This window comes from Rhizobium ruizarguesonis (assembly GCF_012349115.1).
GTDB lineage: Bacteria > Pseudomonadota > Alphaproteobacteria > Rhizobiales > Rhizobiaceae > Rhizobium > Rhizobium ruizarguesonis.
On the sequence record NZ_PQIG01000100.1, the window covers coordinates 107,008 to 128,206 of the forward strand.

Here is a 21,199-nt window from a genome sequence, read left to right on the forward strand (position 1 = left end):
GCAAAAACAAATACTTAGATGTGTGGTATTTTGGTACCTCATATTTCCCTGGTCGCGGACTGCTGCGCCTGACGTTTTTCACGTCGTCTCTGCCGGTTTGAAATCGCCTCCCACGGTCGAAAGCGGCTCTTAACCTTTGAACGCGCGCAGGCATTTCATCATTTCGCGAAGGCCGCGCGTCAGATGTTTGTCCCGGCGCAGAACCATGCCGAGGCGGCGCGTGAGCCGCGGGTTCAGCGATGATGTCGTGACGAGGCCGGCGCGGTCGCGCTTCAGCGCCAGCCCCGGCAGGATCGACCAGCCGAGCCCCACGGCCACCAGCTCCTTGATCGCCTCGATGCTGCCGAACTCCATCGCAGGTCGGATCCTGGTATCCGGGGCGGCCAGCCATGCGTCGATTGCCCGCCTCGTATTGCCTCCCTCATAAAGCAGCAGTGTCCTGTCGCGCATGAAGGCGGCGTCCGGTCCGCCGTCGGGCATAAGGCTGCCTGCCGGAGCGACGGCCAGCAATTCCTCCTCGTAGAACGGTTCGATCTCGAAGTTGCGTCCCGAGGCGGGCAGGGCGACGACGGCGATATCGAGGCTATTGGCCTCCAGATCGCGCAGAATGTCGTCGGCATCGCCGATGCGGACGGTGATTTCGAGGCCGGGCATGGATTTTCTGGCAACGGCGATGGCGCGAGGAAGCAGATGGATCGATGCCGTGCCGCCACTGCCGATGCGCACGCGGCCGCTAGCGCCATCTCTGTACGGCATCATCGCTTCTTCTGCAGCGGCCGATTCCTGGAGCAGCCGCCTTGCATGCACGAGCAGGTCGAGGCCTGCCGCGGTCGGCTGCGCCCGCCGCCCGACGCGTTCGATCAGCCGGACGCCGAGCCGCTGCTCGAGCCCCTTGACCTGCAGGCTGACGGCCGGTTGCGTCAGGCCTTCCTTGTCGGCCGCAGCCGTAAAGCTTCCGAGATCGGCGACATTGACGAAGGTGGCGAGCTGCTCGAGGTGGAGAGGCATACCAAAGAAATCCTTATGCATAGCATAATATCCATAAGTTTCTTTCGCGGCATCTTCCAGCGCATCTTTCATCCGTTGAAGAAAGGACGAAGCGATGGCTCTGGAATTAAGCGGGATCTTCGAAACACCTCGCGATATCATTCGGTCGAAACTTCGCGGGATGGCGCGCTGGAGCCTGCGGCTGCTGGCGGCCATCGAACATCACCTCGAAAAGCGCCGCAGCCGCCGCACGCTTTCGGAACTCACCGACGACGAGCTTTCTGATGTTGGTCTGACTCGTGCGGAGGCGAGGGCCGAGACATCGAAGTCATGGTTCTGGTCCTGACGTCAGCGGCCCATGCGTGAAGAGCGGATCCTGCTCGAAATTGCCGGCGCCTTGTGGCAAAACGTCTGCCTGGAATCGAGGCAGGGAGAGCATCATGGCCGAAATCGTATCCTTCCCGGACGCAGCCAGAGCGGAGGGGGGCGGATTGCTGACCCGCTCGCTGCGCGACGGCGTGCTGCGGCTGGTGCTCGACAACCCACCGGCCAATGTGCTTTCGATCGCGCTTCTCGAAGCGTTGCTGGAAGAGCTCGAGACGGCCGGGGCGGAGCCGGATGTGCGTGTCGTCGTCATCGCCTCGACCGGCAACGTCTTTTCCGCGGGACATGATCTGAAAGAGCTGACGGCCCATCGCGCCGATGAAGATCAGGGTGCCGGTTTCTTCGAAAAGACCTTTCGGCTCTGCGCCGATCTGATGCTGAAGATCGCGCATCTGCCGAAGCCCGTCATTGCCGAGATCGATGGGCTGGCGACGGCTGCAGGCTGCCAACTCGTTGCCTCCTGCGATCTGGCGATCTGCACGGATAGTTCGACATTCTGCACGCCGGGCGTCAACATCGGCCTGTTCTGTTCGACGCCGATGGTGGCCGTTTCCCGTGCCGCGCACCGCAAGCAGGCGATGGAGATGCTGCTGACCGGCGAGACGATCGACGCCTCGACTGCCAAGGATTTCGGCCTCGTCAACCGTATCGTGCCGAAGCCGTATCTGGCGCAGGTGGTTTCCAAATATGCGGCTGTGATCGCCAGCAAGTCACCGCTGACGCTGAAGATTGGCAAGGAAGCCTTCCACCGGCAGCTCGAACTGCCGGTGGAGGCGGCATATGATTATACCGCCAGGGTGATGGTCGAGAACATGCTGACGCAGGATGCGCAGGAAGGGATCGGCGCCTTCCTCGGCAAGCGTAAACCTGAATGGAACGGCGAGTAATCACGCAAGCTTCAGAACCAGCCCGCCGATCGCGATGACGACGCCGGCGACGTAGCGCCAGATGCTGGCTTTTTCCTTGAAGACGGTGATCGAGATCACCAGCGCAAAGAGGATCGCGGTCTCGCGCAGGGCTGCAACGGTCGCGACAGGGGCTTTCGTCATTGCCCAGAGCGCCAGCCCGTAGGAGGCGATCGAGCCGGCGCCGCCGATGAGGCCGCGCCACCAGTTGCGGCGAACGTGACGCACGACTGCGAAAGCGCCGCGCTGCGACACCGCCCAGGAAAACAGCAGTACCGGCGGCAGCAGCGACATCCACAAAGTGTAGGAAACCGCATTGCCGGAGATGCGCGCGCCGATGCCGTCGACATAGGTGTAGCTGGCGATGACGCAGGCATTGGCAAGCGAGAGGACGACAGCGCGGCGGCTGCCGCGCCGCGCCTCCAGGGCGAGCGTCAGGACGCCGGCGCAGATCGTCATCGTGCCGGCAAGCGCGCCGCCGGAAAGATTTTCCTTGAGGATGAAACCGCTTGTCGCGGCGATCAGGAGAGGAGCGCAGCCACGCATCAGCGGATAGACGAGGCCGATATCGCCGGCCCGATAGGCGGCGGCGACCAGCTGGAAATAAGCGAATTGCAGGATGGCCGAGGCGCCGATGAACGGCCATGCCGAGGCGTGTGGCAGCGGCAGGAACGCCAGGAACGGCAGTGCCGAAACGGCGCCGCCGGCAGAGATCAGCGCCGCATCCAGGGATTTATCGCTCCCTGCCTTGACGATGGCGTTCCATGTCGCGTGCAGCAGTGCGCCGAAGAGAACAAGCAGGATAACGTCGAGAGGCAAGGGAGTAAGTCCGGATAGGATGAGAGGAAGCGGAATACGCCTCGCCTTCGGCGTCTCAAATTCCTGAAAGGACAACTGGGATTTGCACGAAAACGTACGGCTGCGGTCGCTTATGCGTTGATATGCCGAATAGCATCCTTTCAGTATGTGAACAATGGTGGGGCATTGGAGCAATTTTTACGTGCGCGCGACATGCGTTCAATCCACGCGAAGCTTTCAACTATGAGATGTTTCTAATGGACGAGGGAACAAAGGGCGGCATTATCACGAACAAAAAGAGAAAATATCTGCGGGAATTCGGGGGGTGATTATTCTATGCTGCTGAAATATAGATATTATTCTATAGCTTTGACATACGGGAAAATTGAAGCTTTTGGTTGTGCAATCTTCAAGAGATCGCAGCGCGGAATTGCGCTCAAACCTTTCGCAAACGCGAAAGACGTACAGTTTCGGCGGCTGTCACGACGGCGAAAAAATCAAAGCTGATGATGCGGAACGAAGAGCATCCCGTCAAGGTTGTCTATGCTCTGGCAGTTCAGTACCTGGCAGCGGGGATTGTCTTTCGAGGGGATATGCGTCCATTCCGCATAATCGGTCGCGTCGCAATAATTGCTGTTGCGGACATAGCGATCATAGAGCGGCAAGCCACGCGGAGACTGGTAGCGGAAGATGACGGCGCCTTGATTGTGGATGGCAGCGCGCACGCTGGCACAGCTCATGGCGAGCGGATTGTAACGCGAGATCGCCAGCGCCGGCGATGCGGCGAGCACGAGCATGAGGGCAAGAGCGATTTTTTTCATCGAATCATCCTCAGGGAGTAGCCAATTCATATATACGAAAGAGACACGCCGCCGGTTTCACGAAAACGCAAAAAAACATGTCGGCTGTGCCGAAGGGCTTTCGGGAATGGAGAAGCGGACATGAATCACGACGCCTACACGGATGAATACCTCGCCGGAATTCTGCATTCGGTAAAAACCATCGCGCTGACCGGCGCTTCGCCCAATCCGGCTCGGCCGAGCAACGGCGTCATGGGCTATCTGCTGTCGCGTGGCTACGAGGTCATTCCTGTCAATCCGGGGCAGGCGGGCAAGCAGATCCAAGGCCGTACCGTTTATGCCCGGCTCGCCGACATTCCCGTGCCGATCGACATGGTCGACGTATTTCGCGCCTCCGAATATCTGGATGGGGTAGTCGAGGAGGCACTGGCGCTGGGACCGCTGCCGAAGATCATCTGGGCCCAGCTTGGTGTCCGCGACGATGCGGCTGCGGCAAAAGCGGAGGCCGCCGGCATCCAGGTAGTGATGAACCGCTGCCCTGCGATCGAGTATCCTCGTCTTATTGCCTGAGTTGCGGTCCGCTGAGACGGATTTTCCACCGAACGCCCATGGGTTGAAACGGATCGCGGTTAACTTTCGTCCGCGAGCGGCTATGATCCCCCCCGTTCAACAATAACGGGAGGACGGCATGGCCAAGAATGATCCGGGATTCAACACGCTGGCGATCCATGCGGGTGCGCAGCCCGACCCGACGACCGGTGCGCGGGTAACGCCGATCTACCAGACGACGGCTTTCGTCTTCAATGATTCCGATCATGCCGCCGCCCTCTTCGGTCTGCAGGCCTTCGGCAACATCTACACCCGCATCATGAACCCGACGCAGGCCGTGCTCGAGGAGCGCGTCGCAGCGCTCGAGGGCGGCACGGCAGCCCTTGCCGTCGCTTCCGGCCATGCGGCGCAGGTGATCGTCTTCCACAACATCATGCGCCCCGGCGAGAATTTCATCGCTGCCCGCCAGCTCTATGGCGGCTCGGTCAACCAGTTCGGCCATGCCTTCGAGAATTTTGGCTGGCAGGTGCGTTGGGCAGATGCCGCCGATCCGGCAAGCTTCGAAAGCCAGATCGACGACAAGACACGCGGCATCTTCATCGAAAGCCTGGCCAATCCCGGCGGCACCTTCGTTGATATCGCCGCGATTGCCGACGTCGCACATCGCCACGGCCTGCCGCTGATCGTCGACAATACGATGGCGACACCCTATCTCATCCGCCCGATCGAGCACGGTGCCGACATCGTCGTGCATTCACTGACCAAGTTTCTCGGCGGCCACGGCAATTCCATGGGCGGCCTCATCGTCGACGGCGGCACCTTCGACTGGTCGAAATCCGGCAATTACCCGATGCTGTCGAGCCCGCGGCCGGAATATAACGGCATGGTGCTGCACGCGACCTTCGGCAATTTCGCCTTTGCGATCGCTGCCCGCGTGCTCGGCCTGCGCGATCTCGGGCCGGCGATCTCGCCCTTCAATGCCTTCCTGATCCTGACCGGTATCGAGACGCTGCCGCTCAGAATGCAGCGCCACAGCGACAATGCGATCGCCGTCGCCAAATGGCTGAAGGCGCACAGCAAGATCGCCTGGGTGAATTATGCCGGCCTCGACGACGACCCTAACTACGCCCTACAGCAGCGCTATTCGCCGAAGGGCGCCGGCTCCGTCTTCACCTTCGGCGTCAAGGGCGGTTACGAGGCGGGCAAGACGCTGGTCGAGGGGCTGGAACTCTTCTCCCATCTTGCCAATATCGGCGACACCCGCTCGCTCGTCATTCATCCGGCCTCGACGACGCACCGGCAGTTGACCGACGAGCAGAGGATCGCCGCCGGCGCCGGGCCTGACGTGGTCCGCCTTTCCGTCGGCATCGAGGACGTCAAGGACATCATCGCCGATCTCGAACAGGCTCTCTCGAAGATCTGAGATCAGAAGGATCTATGGTGACTATGACAAATTTCATCACCTTCAGCATCGACGGCGTCGAACCCGAGTTCGGCGCTCCGGAGCCCGGCCGTATCATCTCCGGCGATCCGCATTTCCGCACCTGGAGCCTGGAGGAAGCCGAAGGCGGCCTTTATTCCGGTATTTGGGAGGCGACACCGGGCAAATGGCGGATTGTCTACGAGGAATGGGAATATTTCAGCCTGTTGTCCGGCCATTCGATCGTGACGGAGGATGGCGGCGAGCCAGTTCATCTCAAGACGGGCGACCGGATGATCCTCAGATCCGGCTTCAAGGGAACGTGGGAAGTCGTTGAAACGACTCGCAAGGACTATGTGATCAAGGTTTAAGCGGGCCAGCAAACCGACGTTGGCGATTCCGGGTTTGTCCCGATTTGCGGCGATCATAGCCCATATGGCTGCGCTTCTTTCCCGGATAGAATGCTTTTAACCATTCCCATTAATCGTGCCTACATCGTCAAATGCTAAACCTTGTCTGCAGCGCATTGCGGACATGAAGTCTCCTGCCGTCACACAGACATGGCCTTGCAATCGATCTTTTCGGAATTTGCATGTCGTCGAATCTTGCAGGTAGGTACGTTCGGACCCAGACGTCTTCCATCATTGCGACAACCGTCTTCTTCCTTGTCGTCGCCCTCGTACTGACCGGCCTGGTGGCACATGTTGTCATTACGATGACCCGGTCGGCGAACGAAATCGATGATGCCAGGGCCAGTCGCGCCGCCCGCGCGGCAATCGGTGCGTTTGTCAGTCGCCTGAGCGCGACAACGACGGATAATGCGGTATGGGATGATGCCTACAGCGCTGTCTCATCTTCGGCTGCCGCGGATTGGGCCTATGAGAATTGGGGAAAAACCAGCGAGGATTACGCGCTCTATGATGGAGCGATCGTGATCGGCCCTGACCGGTCTTCGATCGTATCCGCATATGCCAAAGGCAAGCCCTTTCAGCCGAGCGCGTTTTTCGGAGAAGGCTTTTATCAGCAGATCAATGTGGCTGCCGATCCGGGGCGGGCGCCAGTGGTCAATTTCATCAAGACCGAAAGCGGTATCGCGCTGATCGCATCGCAGGCAATCCAGCCTTTCGAGGCGACCGCCGAGCTTCCGAAACCTAGCACGCTGAGTTTCTACAAGGAATTTACATCGGAAGTTCTCGACACGCTCTCGAACGAACATGAACTTGAAGGCTTACACCTTGAGACGACGCCTAAGCCGGAATTCCTGAACACGCCGATCACCGACCTGAAGGGAGCTGTCATCGGCTACCTCGTCTGGCCCAGCAAAGCGCCGGGAACCGCCGTGTTTCATCAGGTCTACCCCTATGTCGCGGCCGCTATCGTCATCCTCGCACTGTTCCTGATCGGCGTTCTGCTGGTTGGCGCTTCCGAGGCGCGGCGCCTGCGCCAATTGGCGCAAACAGCGATTTTCGAAGCCGACCACGATAACCTGAGCGGTCTGTTGAACAGACACGGGCTTCTCAACCTATTGGAAGAGCTGGATAATTCGAGCTCTTCGCCACATCGGCTTTATCTGGTCGACCTTGATGGCTTCAAGGCCGTCAACGATGCCTGGGGCCATGCGGTGGGGGACGATTTGATCCGGCTGGTCTCGAAGGCGCTAACCGCCTGCCACCCCGAAATCATTGCCACGGCGCGGCTCGGGGGCGATGAATTTGCGCTGGTGCACGTCGGTTCCGCCATGTGCGGAGAGATGGAAAAGACGATTTTGGCGCTGTTTGCCGAGCCCTTCAAAATCGACGGACGAACGATCGAAGTTGGCGCAAGCATCGGGGCTGCTGTTCGCAACGGCGACGTCCCGCCCTTGGAGCTTCTCCGCAGAGCGGACATGGCCCTTTATCGTGCCAAGGCAAATGGCCGAGGCCAGGCGATCGAATACGACCCCGAATTGGACCGGGAACGCCAACGGGTCGCCGAACTGGAAGGCCTGTTGAAGAGCGCTATCAGCAGTGGCGCAATCGAAGCCGTTTTCCAACCTCTTGTCTCTGCCGCGACCGGCGCTGTGACCGGTCTTGAGGCACTGGCGCGCTGGCGCACTGCAACGGGAAACATCAGCCCGGAGATTTTCATCCCTCTTGCCGAGAGGTGCGGCCTCATCGATGCACTCGGCGTTCATATGTTGAGAACATCGATCGAGCACGCCAAGAGCTGGCCCGATCTGGCATTGTCGGTGAACGTTTCGCCGATCCAGCTGTGCAATCCGGAATTTGCCGCCGAAGTGATCTCGGTCCTGCGGGAGCTCGATTTCAGTCCAAGGCGTCTGACATTGGAGATCACCGAAGGCGTCCTGATGACGAATCCGGACCAGGCGCGGCGGTCGATAGACCAGCTCAAGCGCGTCGGCATCAAATTCGCGCTTGATGACTTTGGCTGCGGTTACGCAAGCATTGGTGCATTGCGGCAGTTTGGGTTCGATCGCATGAAGATCGACCGCTCGCTCGTGTCTGCTCTCGACGAAGGCGCAAATGGCGCCGATGTGCTTCGGGCAACCATTTCCCTGGCAACCGCTTTGCAGATTCCCGTTACCGCGGAAGGTATCGAGAACACCCGCCAGGCGACGATCCTGCGCGATGCCGGCTGTGATCAGCTTCAAGGATATCTGATCGGAAGACCTATGTCGGCACACGACATATCCAGCAAGCTGGAAGAAGAGTCAGCCGCGTGATGCCGTCGTAGCATCTCCAAGCCTGAGATGGACGTCCGCGTCGAGCAAGCGCTGCGCTCGGCAGCCCTGTGGGAAGAGGTCAAGGACAAGCTGAAGGGCAGCGGCCTCGGCCTTTCCGGCGGCCAGCAGCAGCGCCTTTGCATCGCGCGTGCCGTGGCGCTTCGCCCCGAGGTGCTTCTCCTCGACGAGCCGACCTCCGCCCTCGACCCGATCTCGACCGCCAAGGTGGAAGAACTGGTCGCCCAGCTGAAAGGCGGAGTTCACCATCGTCGTTGTCACCACAACATGCAGCAGGCAAGCCGCCTTCATGTATCTGGGCGAGCTGATCGAATTCGGCCCGACCGCTGAGATCTTCCAGTCGCCGAAGGTCAAGCGCACGGACTACATCACCGGCCGTTACGGCTGATCCGCAATCCCCGGATCGCTTCAGCGATGCCCGAAGGAGAAATGGATCACCACTGCAAATCCAACCGGTCCAGCCCGTGGAAATGGTAGACATCCTTGACCACCGGCGTCTTCGCCAGCCTCAGGCCGGCAAGGCGCTCGAACAGGATCGGCAGCACGACGTTGAGCTCCAGCCGCGCCAGCGGCGCGCCGATGCAGAAATGGATGCCGGCGCCGAAGGAGAGGTTTGCCGCCTCGTTGCGGTCGGGCTTGAAGGTCAGCGGATCGGTGAATTTTGCCGGGTCGAGATTGGCGGCGGCGAGGATGAGGCTCACCTTGTCGCCGCGCTTGAAGGAGACCCCGTCGATTTCGGCAGGCTCCAGGGCCCAGCGCTGGAAGATGTGGACCGGCGCGCAGATGCGCAAGGTTTCCTCGACGGTGCGCTCTGTCGTCGCTTCGTCCCGGAAGAGTTCCGCCGGATCGCAGCCGCTGTCGAGAATGGTGCGCACGGAATTGCCGATCTGGTGCACGGTTGCCTCGTGCCCGGCATTGAGCAGCACGATCGTCGTCGACACGAGCTCCTCCTCGGTCAGATACTGGCCTTTGTGCTCGGTATGGATCATGTGGGTCAGCAGGTCGTCGCGTGGTTCGGCGCGGCGTTCTGTGATGACCGTCTTGACGTAGTCGGAAAATTCCTTCGCCGCCCGTTCGGCCTCTTCCTCCTGCTCGCGCGTACGGCCGAACATGTACATGCGGACATAGGCGTGCGACCAGGTGAGCAGTTGCGGTCCCATCTCCTCGGGAATGCCGATCATGCGGGCGATCATCGTCACCGGGATGATGTCGGCAAAGGCCGAGAGCAGCTCGACCTCACGTTTCTCCGCGAAGCCGTCGATCAGCCGATTGGCGAGTTCGGCAAGCTCCGGTTTCATCTTCTCGACATGGCGGGACACGAAGGCGCGGTTGACGAGCGTGCGCAGCCGCGTGTGCTCCGGCGGTTCGAGTTCGAGCAGAGAATAACGTTCCGAGAGATCGAAACTGGCAAGATGCGGCATCGGCTCGGCAAGGCCGAGCTCCTCGCGGCTGGCGATATGCAGGATCTGCCGGCCAAAGCGGCGGTCGCGCAGCAGGCCGTTCACATGGTCGTAACCCGTGAAGAACCACTGCTTCTGCTCACGCCAGTAGAAGGTCGGGCAATGGGCGTGAAGTGCGTCATAGACGGCATTCGGGTTGCCGTAGAAGGCCGGGTTGCGACTATCAAGCGAGACATGACGGTTGGCGCGGTCGATCGAGAGAAAGGATGGGATCATCATGCCCCGAGGCTTAGCGGATTTGCCGAACCTCGGAAAGATGCGGGGTGAGGGATCCCGGACTACCCCGCCCGTGACAGCGTCCCCATGCGTCGCAGCGCCTCGACCTGGTCGTCGACCGTCGGCACGAGTTCGCCGGCGGTGCTGGTCGGCGTGGCCGGTGCAGGGGCTGCGGCCTCCGCTTCGCCGAAGGTGACCGTGCAGTTGCGGCCGGCGGCCTTCGCCGCATAGAGCGCCCGGTCGGCGGCCGAGATCAGTTTGTCGATATTGGCTTCGATCGAGGAGGCGAGCGCGATGCCGATGCTGACCGTGACCGGAACGATCGCTTCGCCGGTGCTGACGGGAAGACGGCAGAATTCGGTGCGGATCGCTTCGGCGATCGCCTCGGCTTCCGTCTGGTCCGTAACCGCGGCGAAGGCGGCGAATTCCTCGCCGCCCATGCGGCCGAAGATGTTGTTTGGAATATACTGGCGGGCCATCCGCGCGAATGCGGTCAGCACGGCATCGCCGGACTGGTGGCCGAAACGGTCGTTGACGCGCTTGAAATGGTCGAGATCGAAAAGCATCACCGCGACCTGGCGCTGGTCGTCATGGGCCTTTTCCTGGGTGGCGTCGAAATAGCCGAGCAGGCCGCGGCGGTTGAGCACACCGGTCAGCGAATCGGTCAGGGTGAGGGCACGCAGGTGCCGTTCGGAACGCTCCATGATCAGCCGGCAAGTGAACGCGAAGGCGATGGTCAGCAGGAACGCGCTGGCCATGGCGGAGGCGCCGCCGAGATTGGTCGCCTCGATATCGCTCGGCAGCGTCAGCGCCATCATCAGCGCCGAGCCGAAGCACAGGCAGCCCTGGATGACGAACACGCCCATCAGCTTGACGCGGGTACGCTCGCGGCGCATGTCACCGGCGGCGACTGCCATGGCAAGTGCCGTCGCACCCGTCGCCGAAGCAAGGTTATAGAGCACCACCCGGTTTGAATAATCGCTGTTGACCCAGGGCAGGAAGACCCCGGCGAGCCAGATGACCGGCGGCAGCAGCGCCCACCATTCGATCCGCTTGCGGTCGAGCGCCAGAAAACCCGCCACCCAGGCGCTCTGGCCGAGCAGGGCGATGGCATTGCCCGCTTCTATGGAAAGCACGCTGGGGATTTCGCCGCGCAGCGCGACCATCGCAAAGCCAATGCCGGTCAGGAGGAAGCCCAAGCCCCAATAGAGATAGGCCTCGTTCCTGACGTTATGGCGCCAGGCGACGAACAGCACCAAAGCGAGCGTCATGGCCTCTGAACACCAGATGGCGAGACCTGTAGCAATATTGAACACGGCAGCAACCCCTTGTCTGTCCGTTCGCATCCTTGCCGAGGAAGCTCGCCACTTCCTTAATGTCGCTGCGCTGCGGCATTGTTTTAGGCCGATATCTGCCGGTAGGCTTTCCGTTGGGTAAACGTGTATGAGTATTGTCGAATAGAGTAAGCCTTCCTTCATCCTGTCATGGAGAAAAACGGGGGGAGACCGTACCAAGGGCTCGCCGTTAACAGGCGTTTGGGGGAAAGAGGCCCAATGCATGTCGCCCGGAAGTACAGCGGTTCCGAGATAACGACATGCATGAAAAGAAGGAGCTTAGCCGCCTTGCCCCGCCTTCTTAACGTTATCCTCATGCGTGTCTTGAAGAGGAGGGCCGGGACACTCTATGTAGGGGTAAGATATTTTTCTTTGATTCCCGGCGCCGGCCGGCGAGACGTTGACAAAGGACGCACATGAGAAACCCAGTCGATACCGCAATGGCCCTCGTGCCGATGGTCGTGGAACAGACCAACCGCGGTGAACGCTCCTACGACATCTATTCCCGCCTGTTGAAGGAACGCATCATCTTCCTGACGGGTGCCGTCGAAGACCATATGGCGACGCTCGTCTGCGCCCAGCTGCTCTTCCTCGAGGCCGAAAACCCGAAGAAGGAAATCGCCCTCTACATCAATTCGCCCGGTGGCGTCGTCACCGCCGGCATGGCGATCTACGATACGATGCAGTTCATCAAGCCCGCGGTTTCGACGCTCTGCATCGGCCAGGCCGCATCCATGGGCTCGCTGCTGCTGGCTGCCGGCCACAAGGACATGCGCTTTGCGACGCCGAATTCCCGCATCATGGTGCACCAGCCCTCGGGCGGCTTCCAGGGCCAGGCTTCGGACATCGAGCGCCATGCCCGCGACATCCTCAAGATGAAGCGCCGCCTGAACGAGGTCTATGTCAAGCACACCGGCCGCACCTACGAGGAAGTTGAAAAGACGCTCGATCGTGACCATTTCATGGATGCGGACGAAGCCCAGAGCTGGGGCGTGATCGACAAGGTCCTGACGTCGCGCCTCGAAATGGAAGGCGAACAGGCCTAGTAATTAATAGGGATGGTGTTTTCCTCGCCACAGTTCTATCCCATTTGTGATTGAACAAGGGCTTTCATACGGCGACGAAGACGCTAATAGTAACTATTAATGCTATGTTGAATTTTTATGACATAGCATTCGGCATTCGAAGGGGAGTTCGTTGCCGCCGGGACCAGGACATGATTGGTTGGGCCCGGTTCGTACCCCCTGAAGCCCTTCTCGGCAAAGGCTCCGGAAACGGAGTGCCGCCAGGAGCTGATAGAGTGGACCGCGATTTCGCCTTGAAATGCGGCGTGCTGGAAGGAAAGTGATATGAGCAAGGTCAGCGGCAGCAACGGCGGCGACTCCAAGAACACTCTTTATTGTTCGTTCTGCGGAAAGAGCCAGCACGAAGTCCGGAAACTGATTGCCGGACCGACCGTCTTCATCTGCGATGAATGCGTCGAATTGTGCATGGACATCATCCGTGAGGAAAACAAGTCCTCGATGGTCAAGTCCCGCGACGGCGTTCCAACGCCCCAGGACATCATCAAGGTCCTCGACGAATACGTTATCGGCCAGCGGCAGGCGAAGAAGATCCTGTCGGTTGCCGTTCACAACCATTACAAGCGCCTGGCGCACGCCTCCAAGAACGGCGAAGTCGAGCTGGCGAAGTCGAACATCATGCTCGTCGGCCCGACCGGCTGCGGCAAGACCTATCTTGCCCAGACGCTCGCCCGCATCATCGACGTTCCCTTCACCATGGCCGATGCGACGACGCTGACCGAGGCCGGTTATGTCGGCGAGGATGTCGAAAACATCATCCTGAAGCTGCTGCAGTCGGCCGACTACAACGTCGAGCGTGCGCAACGCGGCATCGTCTACATCGACGAAGTCGACAAGATTTCGCGCAAGTCCGACAACCCGTCGATCACCCGTGACGTCTCGGGCGAGGGCGTGCAGCAGGCGCTGCTGAAGATCATGGAAGGCACGGTCGCTTCCGTTCCGCCGCAGGGCGGCCGCAAGCACCCGCAGCAGGAATTCCTGCAGGTCGACACGACGAACATCCTGTTCATCTGCGGCGGCGCTTTTGCCGGCCTCGACAAGATCATCTCTGCCCGTGGCGAGAAGACCTCGATCGGCTTTGGCGCTAGCGTCAAGTCGCAGGATGACCGCCGCGTCGGCGAGGTCCTGCGCGAACTGGAGCCGGAAGACCTGGTCAAGTTCGGCCTCATCCCTGAGTTCATCGGCCGTCTGCCGGTTTTGGCGACGCTCGAGGACCTCGACGAGGACGCACTGATCCAGATCCTGTCCGAGCCAAAGAACGCGCTGATCAAGCAGTATCAGCGCCTGTTCGAGATGGAGGATGTGGAACTGAACTTCCACGAGGATGCTCTGCGCGAAATCGCCCGTAAGGCGATCGTGCGCAAGACCGGCGCCCGCGGCCTTCGCTCGATCATGGAGAAGATCCTGCTCGACACGATGTTCGAACTGCCGACGCTGGAAGGCGTGCGCGAGGTCGTCATCTCCGAGGAAGTGGTGCGCGGTTCGGCCCGTCCGCTTTACATCTATGCCGATCGCCAGGAAGAAAAGGCCAACGCTTCGGCGTGAGCTTATGGATTTCGTGTGATTATTTTGGGGGCTTGCCATAGGCAGGCCCCTTTCTATTTGAAAAACCATGCGAAGCGCTGTTAGTATTTGCCGGTGGGAACCGAAATTGCCTTTGCCGATGTTGCGCAAAGGGTAGTGCTTGGCAATGATGCAATGATCCGTAAGCCTCTTGCTGGCGTTTGCATTTTAGCCGGGTCGGAAGTGGTAAGCGCCGGTCCAGCCACGCGCTTCATAGTGTTGGCGTTCCGTTGTAATAAAGCTGTCACATCCGAGGGACGCGGGCGTTAGCGTGGCTTGAAAAGCGTAGTCAGAACCTCCACTTGTAGCAACAAGTGAGAGTGCCGGCCGGTCCCAAGCGGCCGTGCAGAGAGCCCGGCAACGGGACGATGGAAAGGACATAAAATGACGAAGAAAACGTCTGTAGCGAGCAGCACTGCCTACCCTGTTCTGCCCCTGCGCGACATCGTGGTTTTCCCGCATATGATCGTGCCGCTGTTCGTCGGACGGGAAAAGTCGATCCGTGCGCTCGAAGAGGTCATGGGGTCCGACAAGCAGATCATGCTGGTGACGCAGATCAACGCCAGCGACGACGATCCGGATCCTTCCGCGATCCACAATGTCGGCACCGTGGCGAACGTGCTGCAGCTCTTGAAGCTGCCCGACGGCACCGTGAAGGTTCTGGTCGAAGGTCGCGCCCGCGCCGAGATCGACACTTATACCAGCCGCGAGGATTTCTATGAGGCGCTCGGCCATGTGCTCGAGGAGCCGCATGACGATCCGGTCGAACTGGAAGCCCTGTCGCGTTCGGTCGTCTCCGAATTCGAGAGCTACGTGAAGCTCAACAAGAAGATTTCGCCCGAAGTGGTCGGCGCCGCCAGCCAGATCGACGACTATTCCAAGCTCGCCGATACGGTCGCCTCGCATCTGTCGATCAAGATCACCGAGAAGCAGGAGATGCTGGAGACCACCAGCGTCAAGCAGCGCCTCGAAAAGGCCCTCGGCTTCATGGAAGGCGAGATCTCGGTTCTGCAGGTCGAAAAGCGCATCCGCTCGCGTGTCAAGCGCCAGATGGAGAAGACCCAGCGCGAATACTACCTCAATGAACAGATGAAGGCGATCCAGAAGGAACTCGGCGACGGCGAAGAAGGCCGCGACGAGATGAGCGAACTGGAAGAGCGCATCTCCAAGACCAAGCTGTCCAAGGAAGCCCGTGAAAAGGCCGATGCGGAGCTGAAGAAGCTGCGCCAGATGAGCCCGATGTCGGCGGAAGCCACCGTCGTGCGCAATTATCTGGACTGGCTGCTCGGCATTCCCTGGGGCAAGAAGTCGAAGATCAAGGCTGATCTCAACAATGCCGAGAAGATCCTCGAAGCTGATCACTTCGGTCTCGACAAGGTCAAGGAGCGCATCGTCGAATATCTGGCCGTGCAGGCCCGTGCCACCAAGATCAAAGGCCCGATCCTCTGCCTCGTCGGCCCTCCGGGCGTCGGCAAGACCTCGCTCGCCCAGTCGATCGCCAAGGCGACCGGCCGTGAGTATGTCCGCATGGCGCTTGGCGGCGTTCGCGACGAAGCCGAAATCCGCGGTCACCGCCGCACCTATATCGGCTCGATGCCCGGCAAGGTCATCCAGTCGATGAAGAAGGCGAAGAAGTCCAACCCGCTGTTCTTGCTCGACGAAATCGACAAGCTCGGCCAGGACTATCGCGGCGATCCGTCTTCGGCTCTGCTCGAAGTGCTCGATCCGGCGCAGAACATGACCTTCATGGATCACTATCTGGAAGTCGAATACGACCTGTCGGATGTGATGTTCATCACGACGGCGAATACGCTGAATATTCCAGCGCCTCTGATGGACCGCATGGAGATCATCCGTATCGCCGGCTACACCGAGGATGAAAAGCGCGAAATCGCCAAGCGGCACCTGCTGCCGAAGGCCATCAAGGAACATGCGTTGCAGCCGGAAGAATTCTCGGTCAGCGACGACGCCCTGATGGCAATCAGCCAGCAGTACACCCGTGAAGCCGGCGTCCGCAACTTCGAGCGCGAGCTGATGAAACTCGCCCGTAAGGCGGTCACCGAGATCATCAAGGGCAAGACGAAGGCCGTTCACGTGACGGCTGCCAACATCTCCGACTATCTGGGCGTCCCGCGCTTCCGCCATGGCGAAGCCGAGGGCGAGGATCAAGTCGGCGTCGTGACCGGTCTTGCCTGGACGGAAGTTGGTGGCGAGCTGCTGACCATCGAAGGTGTGATGATGCCGGGCAAGGGCCGCATGACGGTCACCGGCAATCTGAAGGAAGTCATGAAGGAATCGATCTCGGCAGCGGCGTCCTATGTCCGCTCGCGCGCCGTCGATTTCGGCATCGAGCCGCCGCGCTTCGACAAGAGCGACATCCACGTGCACGTGCCGGAAGGCGCAACGCCGAAGGATGGCCCCTCGGCCGGCGTCGCCATGGCAACCGCGATCGTCTCGATCATGACCGGCATCCCGGTGGACAGGCATGTGGCCATGACCGGTGAAATCACCCTTCGCGGCCGTGTGCTGCCGATCGGCGGTCTCAAGGAAAAGCTGCTCGCAGCGCTTCGCGGCGGCATCAAGAAGGTGCTGATTCCGGAGGAAAACGCCAAGGACCTGGCGGAGATTCCTGATAACGTGAAGAACAACATGGAGATCATCCCGGTATCCCGCATGGGCGAGGTGATCAAGCATGCGCTGATCCGGCGGCCGGAGCCGATCGAATGGGACGGCACGGTGGAAACGCCGGTCATCACATCGGTCGAAGGCCTCGATGAGACGGGCGCAACCATAGCGCATTGAGTGGCCTTTGCCACATTTATGCCCAATTGGCGCAAAACACGGAAAAAGGCTGGCGGAAACGCCAGCCTTTTTTGTGAAAACGTCATGTAGACGCTTGCTTTTCCTTGATTTGCAGGGCTTTTGGGTTTTCGGCGGGCCTGATGAAACCTATTCTGCGCCTAGCTTACTTTTGAGTCGTTTCATACCATTTAGAAAGGGGTGGAAACATGAACAAGAATGAACTCGTGTCCGCAGTAGCCGAAAAGGCAGGACTGACGAAGTCTGACGCGGCTTCCGCTGTTGACGCGGTTTTCGACGTTGTCCAGGCTGAACTCAAGAACAAGGGCGACATTCGCCTCGCGGGTTTCGGCAGCTTCACCGTTTCTCATCGTGCCGCAACGAAGGGCCGTAACCCGTCGACGGGCGCTGAAGTCGACATTCCGGCTCGCAACGTGCCGAAATTCACGCCCGGCAAGGGCCTGAAGGACGCCGTCAACGGCTGATCTGATATTATCCGTCAGCCGGAAACGAGACCGGTTGTGCAGGATTTGAGAGGGGTTCGGCTTTGCCGGACCCCTTTTGCTTTGGCTAGCCTTGCTGTCGCCCGGGCTTTGATCTACGACGTTTCTGTTCTCAGGGCGGGGTGAAACTCCCCACCGGCGGTAAGGGTTTCGGCTCGAGCCCGCGAGCGCCTGCTCTCGTGTCCAAGCGGGGGAAGGGCCAGCAGATCCGGTGCGATTCCGGAGCCGACGGTAAAAGTCCGGATGGAAGAGAATGAGTGTCGGTCGTGCAAAGGGCGGGGATCCGCCATGTCGCTCGTGTCCGTGCCTCATGCGTCCTGATTTATGTTGGTCCCACTGCATAATTCCTTAAATCGGAATCGATTTAAGGATAAAATTATGCAGCGATTTAAAGTGCTACAGCGTCCTTTGCGCGTCTGAAAAGACGCGCGGCGCTGTAGTTTGGATGAAAGACATGAATCAGACTTCCCTTGCAGTCTCGCCGTCCCGCGCCGTTGTCGGTGCCATCTGGATGGTGCTTGCCGGCATTGCCTTTTCGCTTCTCAACGTCGTCACCCAATGGCTGACGATGAAGCTTGCCTTTCCCTCGGCGTCGGCAGCTTTCTGGCAATATGGCTTCGCCTTCCTGTTTTCGCTGCCGTTCCTTAAGAGGCTCGGCCTTGCGGCGATGCGCACGGACTATCCCTGGCGTCACCTCGTGCGCGTCGCGCTTGCCGCGCTCGGCGTCGAAGCTTGGGTCGCGGGCCTTGCCGCGGTGCCGATCTGGCAGGCGATCGCACTGGTGATGACCTCGCCCTTCTTCACCATTCTGGGCGCCCGGCTTTTCCTGGGTGAGCGCGTCGGCCCGGCCCGCTGGGCTGCGACGGCTGCGGGTTTCACCGGAGCGATGATCATCCTGCAGCCATGGTCGGACGGCTTTGGCTGGGCGGCTCTCTTGCCTGTGCTTTCGGCGCTGCTGTGGGGCGCCTCGTCGCTGATCACCAAGAGCCTGACGGGTATCGAACGACCGGAGACGATCACCGTCTGGCTGCTCGTTCTGCTGACGCCGATAAATGGCGGGCTGGCGCTTGCGGCAGGCTTTGCAGTGCCGACGGGCGCAACCCTTGCCCTGTTCCTGCTGGCGGGGCTGCTGACTGCCGCAGCGCAGTATTTCCTGACGCTCGCCTATGCAGCCGCTGATGCCGCCTATGTCCAGCCGTTCGACGATCTGAAGCTGCCGTTGAACGTACTGGCGGGTTGGCTGTTCTTCGGTTATGCGCCGGCGGGTTATCTCTGGCTGGGAGCGGCTCTCATCCTGTCTGCTTCGCTGTTCATCATGCGAAACGAGATGCGCCGGGAGCGCAAACCAGCCTGACGTGATCAGGTGCAAAATGCCGCATCTGTCATGCCTCTGTCATGCCGCGCGCGCAGAAAACTCCTGTTTCGAATGTTCGACACATGGGGGATTTCATGACAATTTCATCGCGCAAGGCAGTGCTCGCTGCCGTGCTTCTCGCATCCGTTGCTTTTCCGGCCGCGGCCGAACCGGTTTTCAACCGCATCGCTTCCTTCCCGGTCGCAGAGAACCTGCCGGCTGACAAGGACAAGCTGTCGGTGAGCTCCGCCGAAATCATCACCGCGACCGACGACGGCAACACGCTGATCTATAGCGACAGCCCGCTCGGCGCGATCGGCTTCATCGATATTACCGATGCCAAGGCACCGAAGGCCGGCGGCGCGGTGATGATGGACGGCGAGCCGACATCGGTCACCTCCAGCGCCGGCAAGGCGCTCGTTGCTGTCAACACCTCCGAAAGCAAGGCGAAGCCCTCGGGCCGTCTCGCGATCGTCGACGTGGCGACCAAGAAGATCGAGAACACCTGCGATCTCGGCGGCCAGCCGGATTCGATCGCCCTCAACAAGGACAAGATGCTCGGCGCCATCGCAATCGAAAACGAGCGCGACGAAGACGTCAATGACGGCAAGATCCCGCAAATGCCGCCCGGCGACCTCGTCGTCTTCCAGGTCAAGAACGGCACCGTCGATTGCGGCACTATCAAGCACGTGGCGCTGACCGGGCTTGGCGGCGTCGCCCCTGAAGATCCGGAGCCGGAATTCGTCGCCTTCAACGGCCTGAACGAAATTGCTCTGACATTGCAGGAGAACAATGAGATCGTCATCATCGACGCCAACACGGCTGACGTGAAGACGCATTTCTCCGCCGGCAGCGTCGATCTTTCCGGCATCGACACCAAGCGTGACGGCGCCCTGAAATTCTCGGGCGAAGCCAAGGGCGTGCTGCGCGAGCCCGACGCCGTGAAGTGGCTGGACGACAACCGCCTCGTCGTCGCCAATGAAGGCGACTACCAGGGCGGCTCGCGTGGTTTCACCATCTTCGACAAGACGGGCAAACTTCTCTACGAATCAGGCGCCTCCTTCGAACGCGCCGTTGCCCATATCGGCCACTATCCGGAAAGCCGTTCGGGATCGAAGGGCGTCGAGCCGGAAGGCCTTGAAGCCGCCAAGTTCGGCGACGATCAGTATTTCTTCCTGCTCGCCGAGCGTGCTTCGGTCGTCGGCGTTTTCAAGGATACCGGCGCCGATCCCGAACTCATCCAGCTCTTGCCGTCGGGCATTTCGCCGGAAGGCGCGATCGCCATTCCCGCGCGTAATCTTTTTGCGACCGCCAACGAGCTCGACCTCGGCAAGGACGGCGGCGCGCGCTCGCATGTGATGATCTACGAGCGCTCGGAAGGCGAAAAGGCCTATCCGCAGATCGTCTCTGCCGAAAAGGACGGCAATCCGATTGGCTTCGCAGCCCTTTCGGGTCTCGCCGCCGTTCCGGGCAAGCCGGGCATGCTCTACGCCGTCAGCGACAGCGTTCTGGGCTCGCAGCCGACGATCTACACGATCGATGCCAGCAAGAAGCCGGCCGTCATCACCGACGCCCTCGTCGTCAAGCGTGACGGCGCCCCGGCCCAGAAGCTCGACATCGAAGGCATCGCGGCTGCTGCCGATGGCTCCTTCTGGCTCGCCTCGGAAGGTTACAGTGAGCGTCTCGTCCCGCACGCGCTCTACAACGTCAATGCCAAGGGCGAAATCAAGGCCGAGGTCGCCCTGCCGAAGGAGCTCGTCGCCAACGAAATCCGTTACGGCTTCGAAGGCGTGACCATTGTCGGCACCGGCGACGACACCACGCTCTGGATGGCGGTCCAGCGCGAGTGGAGCGACGACGAGAAGGGTTTCGTCAAGCTCGTCTCCTACAATCCGAAGAAGAAGGAATGGGGTGCTGTGCGCTATCCGCTCGACAGGACGGAAAGCGGCTGGGTCGGTCTGTCGGAAATCTCGGCTCAGGGCGACAGCGTCTTCATCATCGAGCGCGACAACCTCGTCGGTGATGCCGCCAGGCTGAAGAAGCTCTACAAGGTCGCGATATCGGACCTGAAGCCCGCCAAGCTCGGCGGTGAACTGCCGGTCGTCAAGAAGACTGAAGCCCATGACTTCCTCGGCGAACTGAAGTCTGCCACCAACGGCTATGTGCTGGACAAGCTTGAAGGCTTCACCTTCGACGCGTCGGGCAAGCCCTACGCGGTCACCGACAATGACGGCGTCAGCGACTCCTCCGGCGAGACCCTGTTCTTCCCGGTTGACCTGGTCGGCACCAACTGAGCCCACCAACT

17 protein-coding genes, 1 pseudogene and 1 riboswitch are annotated in these 21,199 nt (G+C 60.4%); of the genes and pseudogenes, 13 read left to right on the forward strand and 5 right to left on the reverse strand.

Annotated elements, in window-relative coordinates; translation table 11 throughout:
* Window positions 1-129: 129 nt before the first annotated feature.
* Window positions 130-1,029 (reverse strand): LysR family transcriptional regulator, encoded by a 900-nt coding sequence (locus C3Y91_RS26590; RefSeq protein ID WP_174827136.1) that lies wholly within the window; start codon window positions 1,027-1,029, stop codon window positions 130-132.
* A 73-nt stretch (window positions 1,030-1,102) separates the two neighbouring features.
* Here C3Y91_RS26590 and C3Y91_RS26595 point away from each other — a divergent pair, with 73 nt between their 5' ends.
* Window positions 1,103-1,333: a DUF1127 domain-containing protein gene (locus tag C3Y91_RS26595; RefSeq protein WP_130763434.1), complete on the forward strand. Its 231-nt coding sequence runs from the start codon at window positions 1,103-1,105 to the stop codon at window positions 1,331-1,333.
* 94 nt (window positions 1,334-1,427) lie between these two features.
* Complete coding sequence (locus C3Y91_RS26600) at window positions 1,428-2,258, forward strand: enoyl-CoA hydratase (RefSeq protein WP_130763435.1); 831 nt, start codon at window positions 1,428-1,430, stop codon at window positions 2,256-2,258.
* On the opposite strand, the gene C3Y91_RS26605 is transcribed toward C3Y91_RS26600, so the two are convergent.
* Both C3Y91_RS26605 and C3Y91_RS26610 read right to left on the reverse strand, forming a co-directional pair.
* A complete protein-coding gene (locus C3Y91_RS26605) occupies window positions 2,259-3,095 on the reverse strand; it encodes an EamA family transporter (RefSeq protein ID WP_075224188.1) in 837 nt (278 codons plus the stop codon). It abuts the gene before it with no gap.
* Between the two features lie 476 nt (window positions 3,096-3,571).
* Window positions 3,572-3,895, reverse strand: a complete 324-nt coding sequence (locus C3Y91_RS26610; RefSeq protein WP_130686223.1) for a hypothetical protein — start codon at window positions 3,893-3,895, stop codon at window positions 3,572-3,574.
* Window positions 3,896-4,015: 120 nt separating this feature from the next.
* On the opposite strand from C3Y91_RS26610, the gene C3Y91_RS26615 reads away from it, so the two are divergent.
* From C3Y91_RS26615 to C3Y91_RS26635, 5 genes and pseudogenes are all read left to right on the forward strand, one after another.
* On the forward strand, window positions 4,016-4,444 hold the full coding sequence (locus C3Y91_RS26615) for a CoA-binding protein (protein ID WP_018494125.1): 429 nt from the start codon (window positions 4,016-4,018) through the stop codon (window positions 4,442-4,444).
* 118 nt (window positions 4,445-4,562) lie between these two features.
* Window positions 4,563-5,846: an O-acetylhomoserine aminocarboxypropyltransferase gene (locus tag C3Y91_RS26620; protein WP_130661346.1), complete on the forward strand. Its 1,284-nt coding sequence runs from the start codon at window positions 4,563-4,565 to the stop codon at window positions 5,844-5,846.
* A 23-nt stretch (window positions 5,847-5,869) separates the two neighbouring features.
* Window positions 5,870-6,214, forward strand: a complete 345-nt coding sequence (locus C3Y91_RS26625) for a cupin domain-containing protein (protein ID WP_130763977.1) — start codon at window positions 5,870-5,872, stop codon at window positions 6,212-6,214.
* A 221-nt stretch (window positions 6,215-6,435) separates the two neighbouring features.
* The gene (locus C3Y91_RS26630) at window positions 6,436-8,565 is read left to right on the forward strand and encodes a bifunctional diguanylate cyclase/phosphodiesterase (protein WP_168576026.1); all 2,130 of its coding nucleotides are present in this window, start codon (window positions 6,436-6,438) and stop codon (window positions 8,563-8,565) included.
* Between the two features lie 12 nt (window positions 8,566-8,577).
* Window positions 8,578-8,971: pseudogene (locus C3Y91_RS26635) on the forward strand (phosphate ABC transporter ATP-binding protein); the annotation flags it as partial.
* A gap of 46 nt (window positions 8,972-9,017) precedes the next feature.
* On the opposite strand, the gene C3Y91_RS26640 reads toward C3Y91_RS26635, so the two are convergent.
* Together C3Y91_RS26640 and C3Y91_RS26645 are read right to left on the reverse strand one after the other, a co-directional pair.
* Complete coding sequence (locus tag C3Y91_RS26640; RefSeq protein WP_168576027.1) at window positions 9,018-10,262, reverse strand: cytochrome P450; 1,245 nt, start codon at window positions 10,260-10,262, stop codon at window positions 9,018-9,020.
* Between the two features lie 59 nt (window positions 10,263-10,321).
* A complete protein-coding gene (locus C3Y91_RS26645) occupies window positions 10,322-11,737 on the reverse strand; it encodes a sensor domain-containing diguanylate cyclase (protein WP_174827137.1) in 1,416 nt (471 codons plus the stop codon).
* 272 nt (window positions 11,738-12,009) lie between these two features.
* On the opposite strand from C3Y91_RS26645, the gene clpP reads away from it, so the two are divergent.
* The 6 genes from clpP to C3Y91_RS26675 all read left to right on the forward strand — a co-directional run bounded on the left by clpP (window position 12,010) and on the right by C3Y91_RS26675 (window position 21,188).
* Complete coding sequence (clpP, locus tag C3Y91_RS26650; RefSeq protein WP_003547334.1) at window positions 12,010-12,639, forward strand: ATP-dependent Clp endopeptidase proteolytic subunit ClpP; 630 nt, start codon at window positions 12,010-12,012, stop codon at window positions 12,637-12,639.
* Between the two features lie 303 nt (window positions 12,640-12,942).
* Window positions 12,943-14,220, forward strand: a complete 1,278-nt coding sequence (gene clpX / locus C3Y91_RS26655) for an ATP-dependent Clp protease ATP-binding subunit ClpX (protein ID WP_003547337.1) — start codon at window positions 12,943-12,945, stop codon at window positions 14,218-14,220.
* 402 nt (window positions 14,221-14,622) lie between these two features.
* The gene (gene lon / locus C3Y91_RS26660; protein ID WP_003547341.1) at window positions 14,623-17,040 is read left to right on the forward strand and encodes an endopeptidase La; all 2,418 of its coding nucleotides are present in this window, start codon (window positions 14,623-14,625) and stop codon (window positions 17,038-17,040) included.
* Between the two features lie 206 nt (window positions 17,041-17,246).
* Window positions 17,247-17,522: a DNA-binding protein HupB gene (gene hupB / locus C3Y91_RS26665; protein WP_003558438.1), complete on the forward strand. Its 276-nt coding sequence runs from the start codon at window positions 17,247-17,249 to the stop codon at window positions 17,520-17,522.
* 122 nt (window positions 17,523-17,644) lie between these two features.
* Window positions 17,645-17,799: riboswitch (FMN riboswitch) on the forward strand.
* Window positions 17,800-17,985: 186 nt separating this feature from the next.
* Window positions 17,986-18,894: a riboflavin transporter RibN gene (ribN, locus tag C3Y91_RS26670; RefSeq protein ID WP_425523618.1), complete on the forward strand. Its 909-nt coding sequence runs from the start codon at window positions 17,986-17,988 to the stop codon at window positions 18,892-18,894.
* 83 nt (window positions 18,895-18,977) lie between these two features.
* Entirely contained in the window at window positions 18,978-21,188 is a 2,211-nt protein-coding gene (locus C3Y91_RS26675) for an esterase-like activity of phytase family protein (RefSeq protein WP_174827138.1), read from the forward strand.
* The last annotated feature ends 11 nt before the right edge of the window (window positions 21,189-21,199 follow it).

Excerpts from the sequence above, each read along its gene's own strand:
- C3Y91_RS26590 (WP_174827136.1), bottom strand. The coding sequence starts at position 1,029 with ATGCATAAGGATTTCTTTGGTATGCCTCTCCACCTCGAGCAGCTCGCC.
- C3Y91_RS26595 (WP_130763434.1), top strand. The coding sequence starts at position 1,103 with ATGGCTCTGGAATTAAGCGGGATCTTCGAAACACCTCGCGATATCATT.
- C3Y91_RS26600 (WP_130763435.1), top strand. The coding sequence starts at position 1,428 with ATGGCCGAAATCGTATCCTTCCCGGACGCAGCCAGAGCGGAGGGGGGC.
- C3Y91_RS26610 (WP_130686223.1), bottom strand. The coding sequence starts at position 3,895 with ATGAAAAAAATCGCTCTTGCCCTCATGCTCGTGCTCGCCGCATCGCCG.
- C3Y91_RS26615 (WP_018494125.1), top strand. The coding sequence starts at position 4,016 with ATGAATCACGACGCCTACACGGATGAATACCTCGCCGGAATTCTGCAT.
- C3Y91_RS26620 (WP_130661346.1), top strand. The coding sequence starts at position 4,563 with ATGGCCAAGAATGATCCGGGATTCAACACGCTGGCGATCCATGCGGGT.
- C3Y91_RS26625 (WP_130763977.1), top strand. The coding sequence starts at position 5,870 with ATGACAAATTTCATCACCTTCAGCATCGACGGCGTCGAACCCGAGTTC.
- C3Y91_RS26630 (WP_168576026.1), top strand. The coding sequence starts at position 6,436 with ATGTCGTCGAATCTTGCAGGTAGGTACGTTCGGACCCAGACGTCTTCC.
- C3Y91_RS26640 (WP_168576027.1), bottom strand. The coding sequence starts at position 10,262 with ATGATGATCCCATCCTTTCTCTCGATCGACCGCGCCAACCGTCATGTC.
- C3Y91_RS26645 (WP_174827137.1), bottom strand. The coding sequence starts at position 11,737 with ATGAAGGAAGGCTTACTCTATTCGACAATACTCATACACGTTTACCCA.
- clpP (WP_003547334.1), top strand. The coding sequence starts at position 12,010 with ATGAGAAACCCAGTCGATACCGCAATGGCCCTCGTGCCGATGGTCGTG.
- clpX (WP_003547337.1), top strand. The coding sequence starts at position 12,943 with ATGAGCAAGGTCAGCGGCAGCAACGGCGGCGACTCCAAGAACACTCTT.
- lon (WP_003547341.1), top strand. The coding sequence starts at position 14,623 with ATGACGAAGAAAACGTCTGTAGCGAGCAGCACTGCCTACCCTGTTCTG.
- hupB (WP_003558438.1), top strand. The coding sequence starts at position 17,247 with ATGAACAAGAATGAACTCGTGTCCGCAGTAGCCGAAAAGGCAGGACTG.
- ribN (WP_425523618.1), top strand. The coding sequence starts at position 17,986 with ATGAAAGACATGAATCAGACTTCCCTTGCAGTCTCGCCGTCCCGCGCC.
- C3Y91_RS26675 (WP_174827138.1), top strand. The coding sequence starts at position 18,978 with ATGGGGGATTTCATGACAATTTCATCGCGCAAGGCAGTGCTCGCTGCC.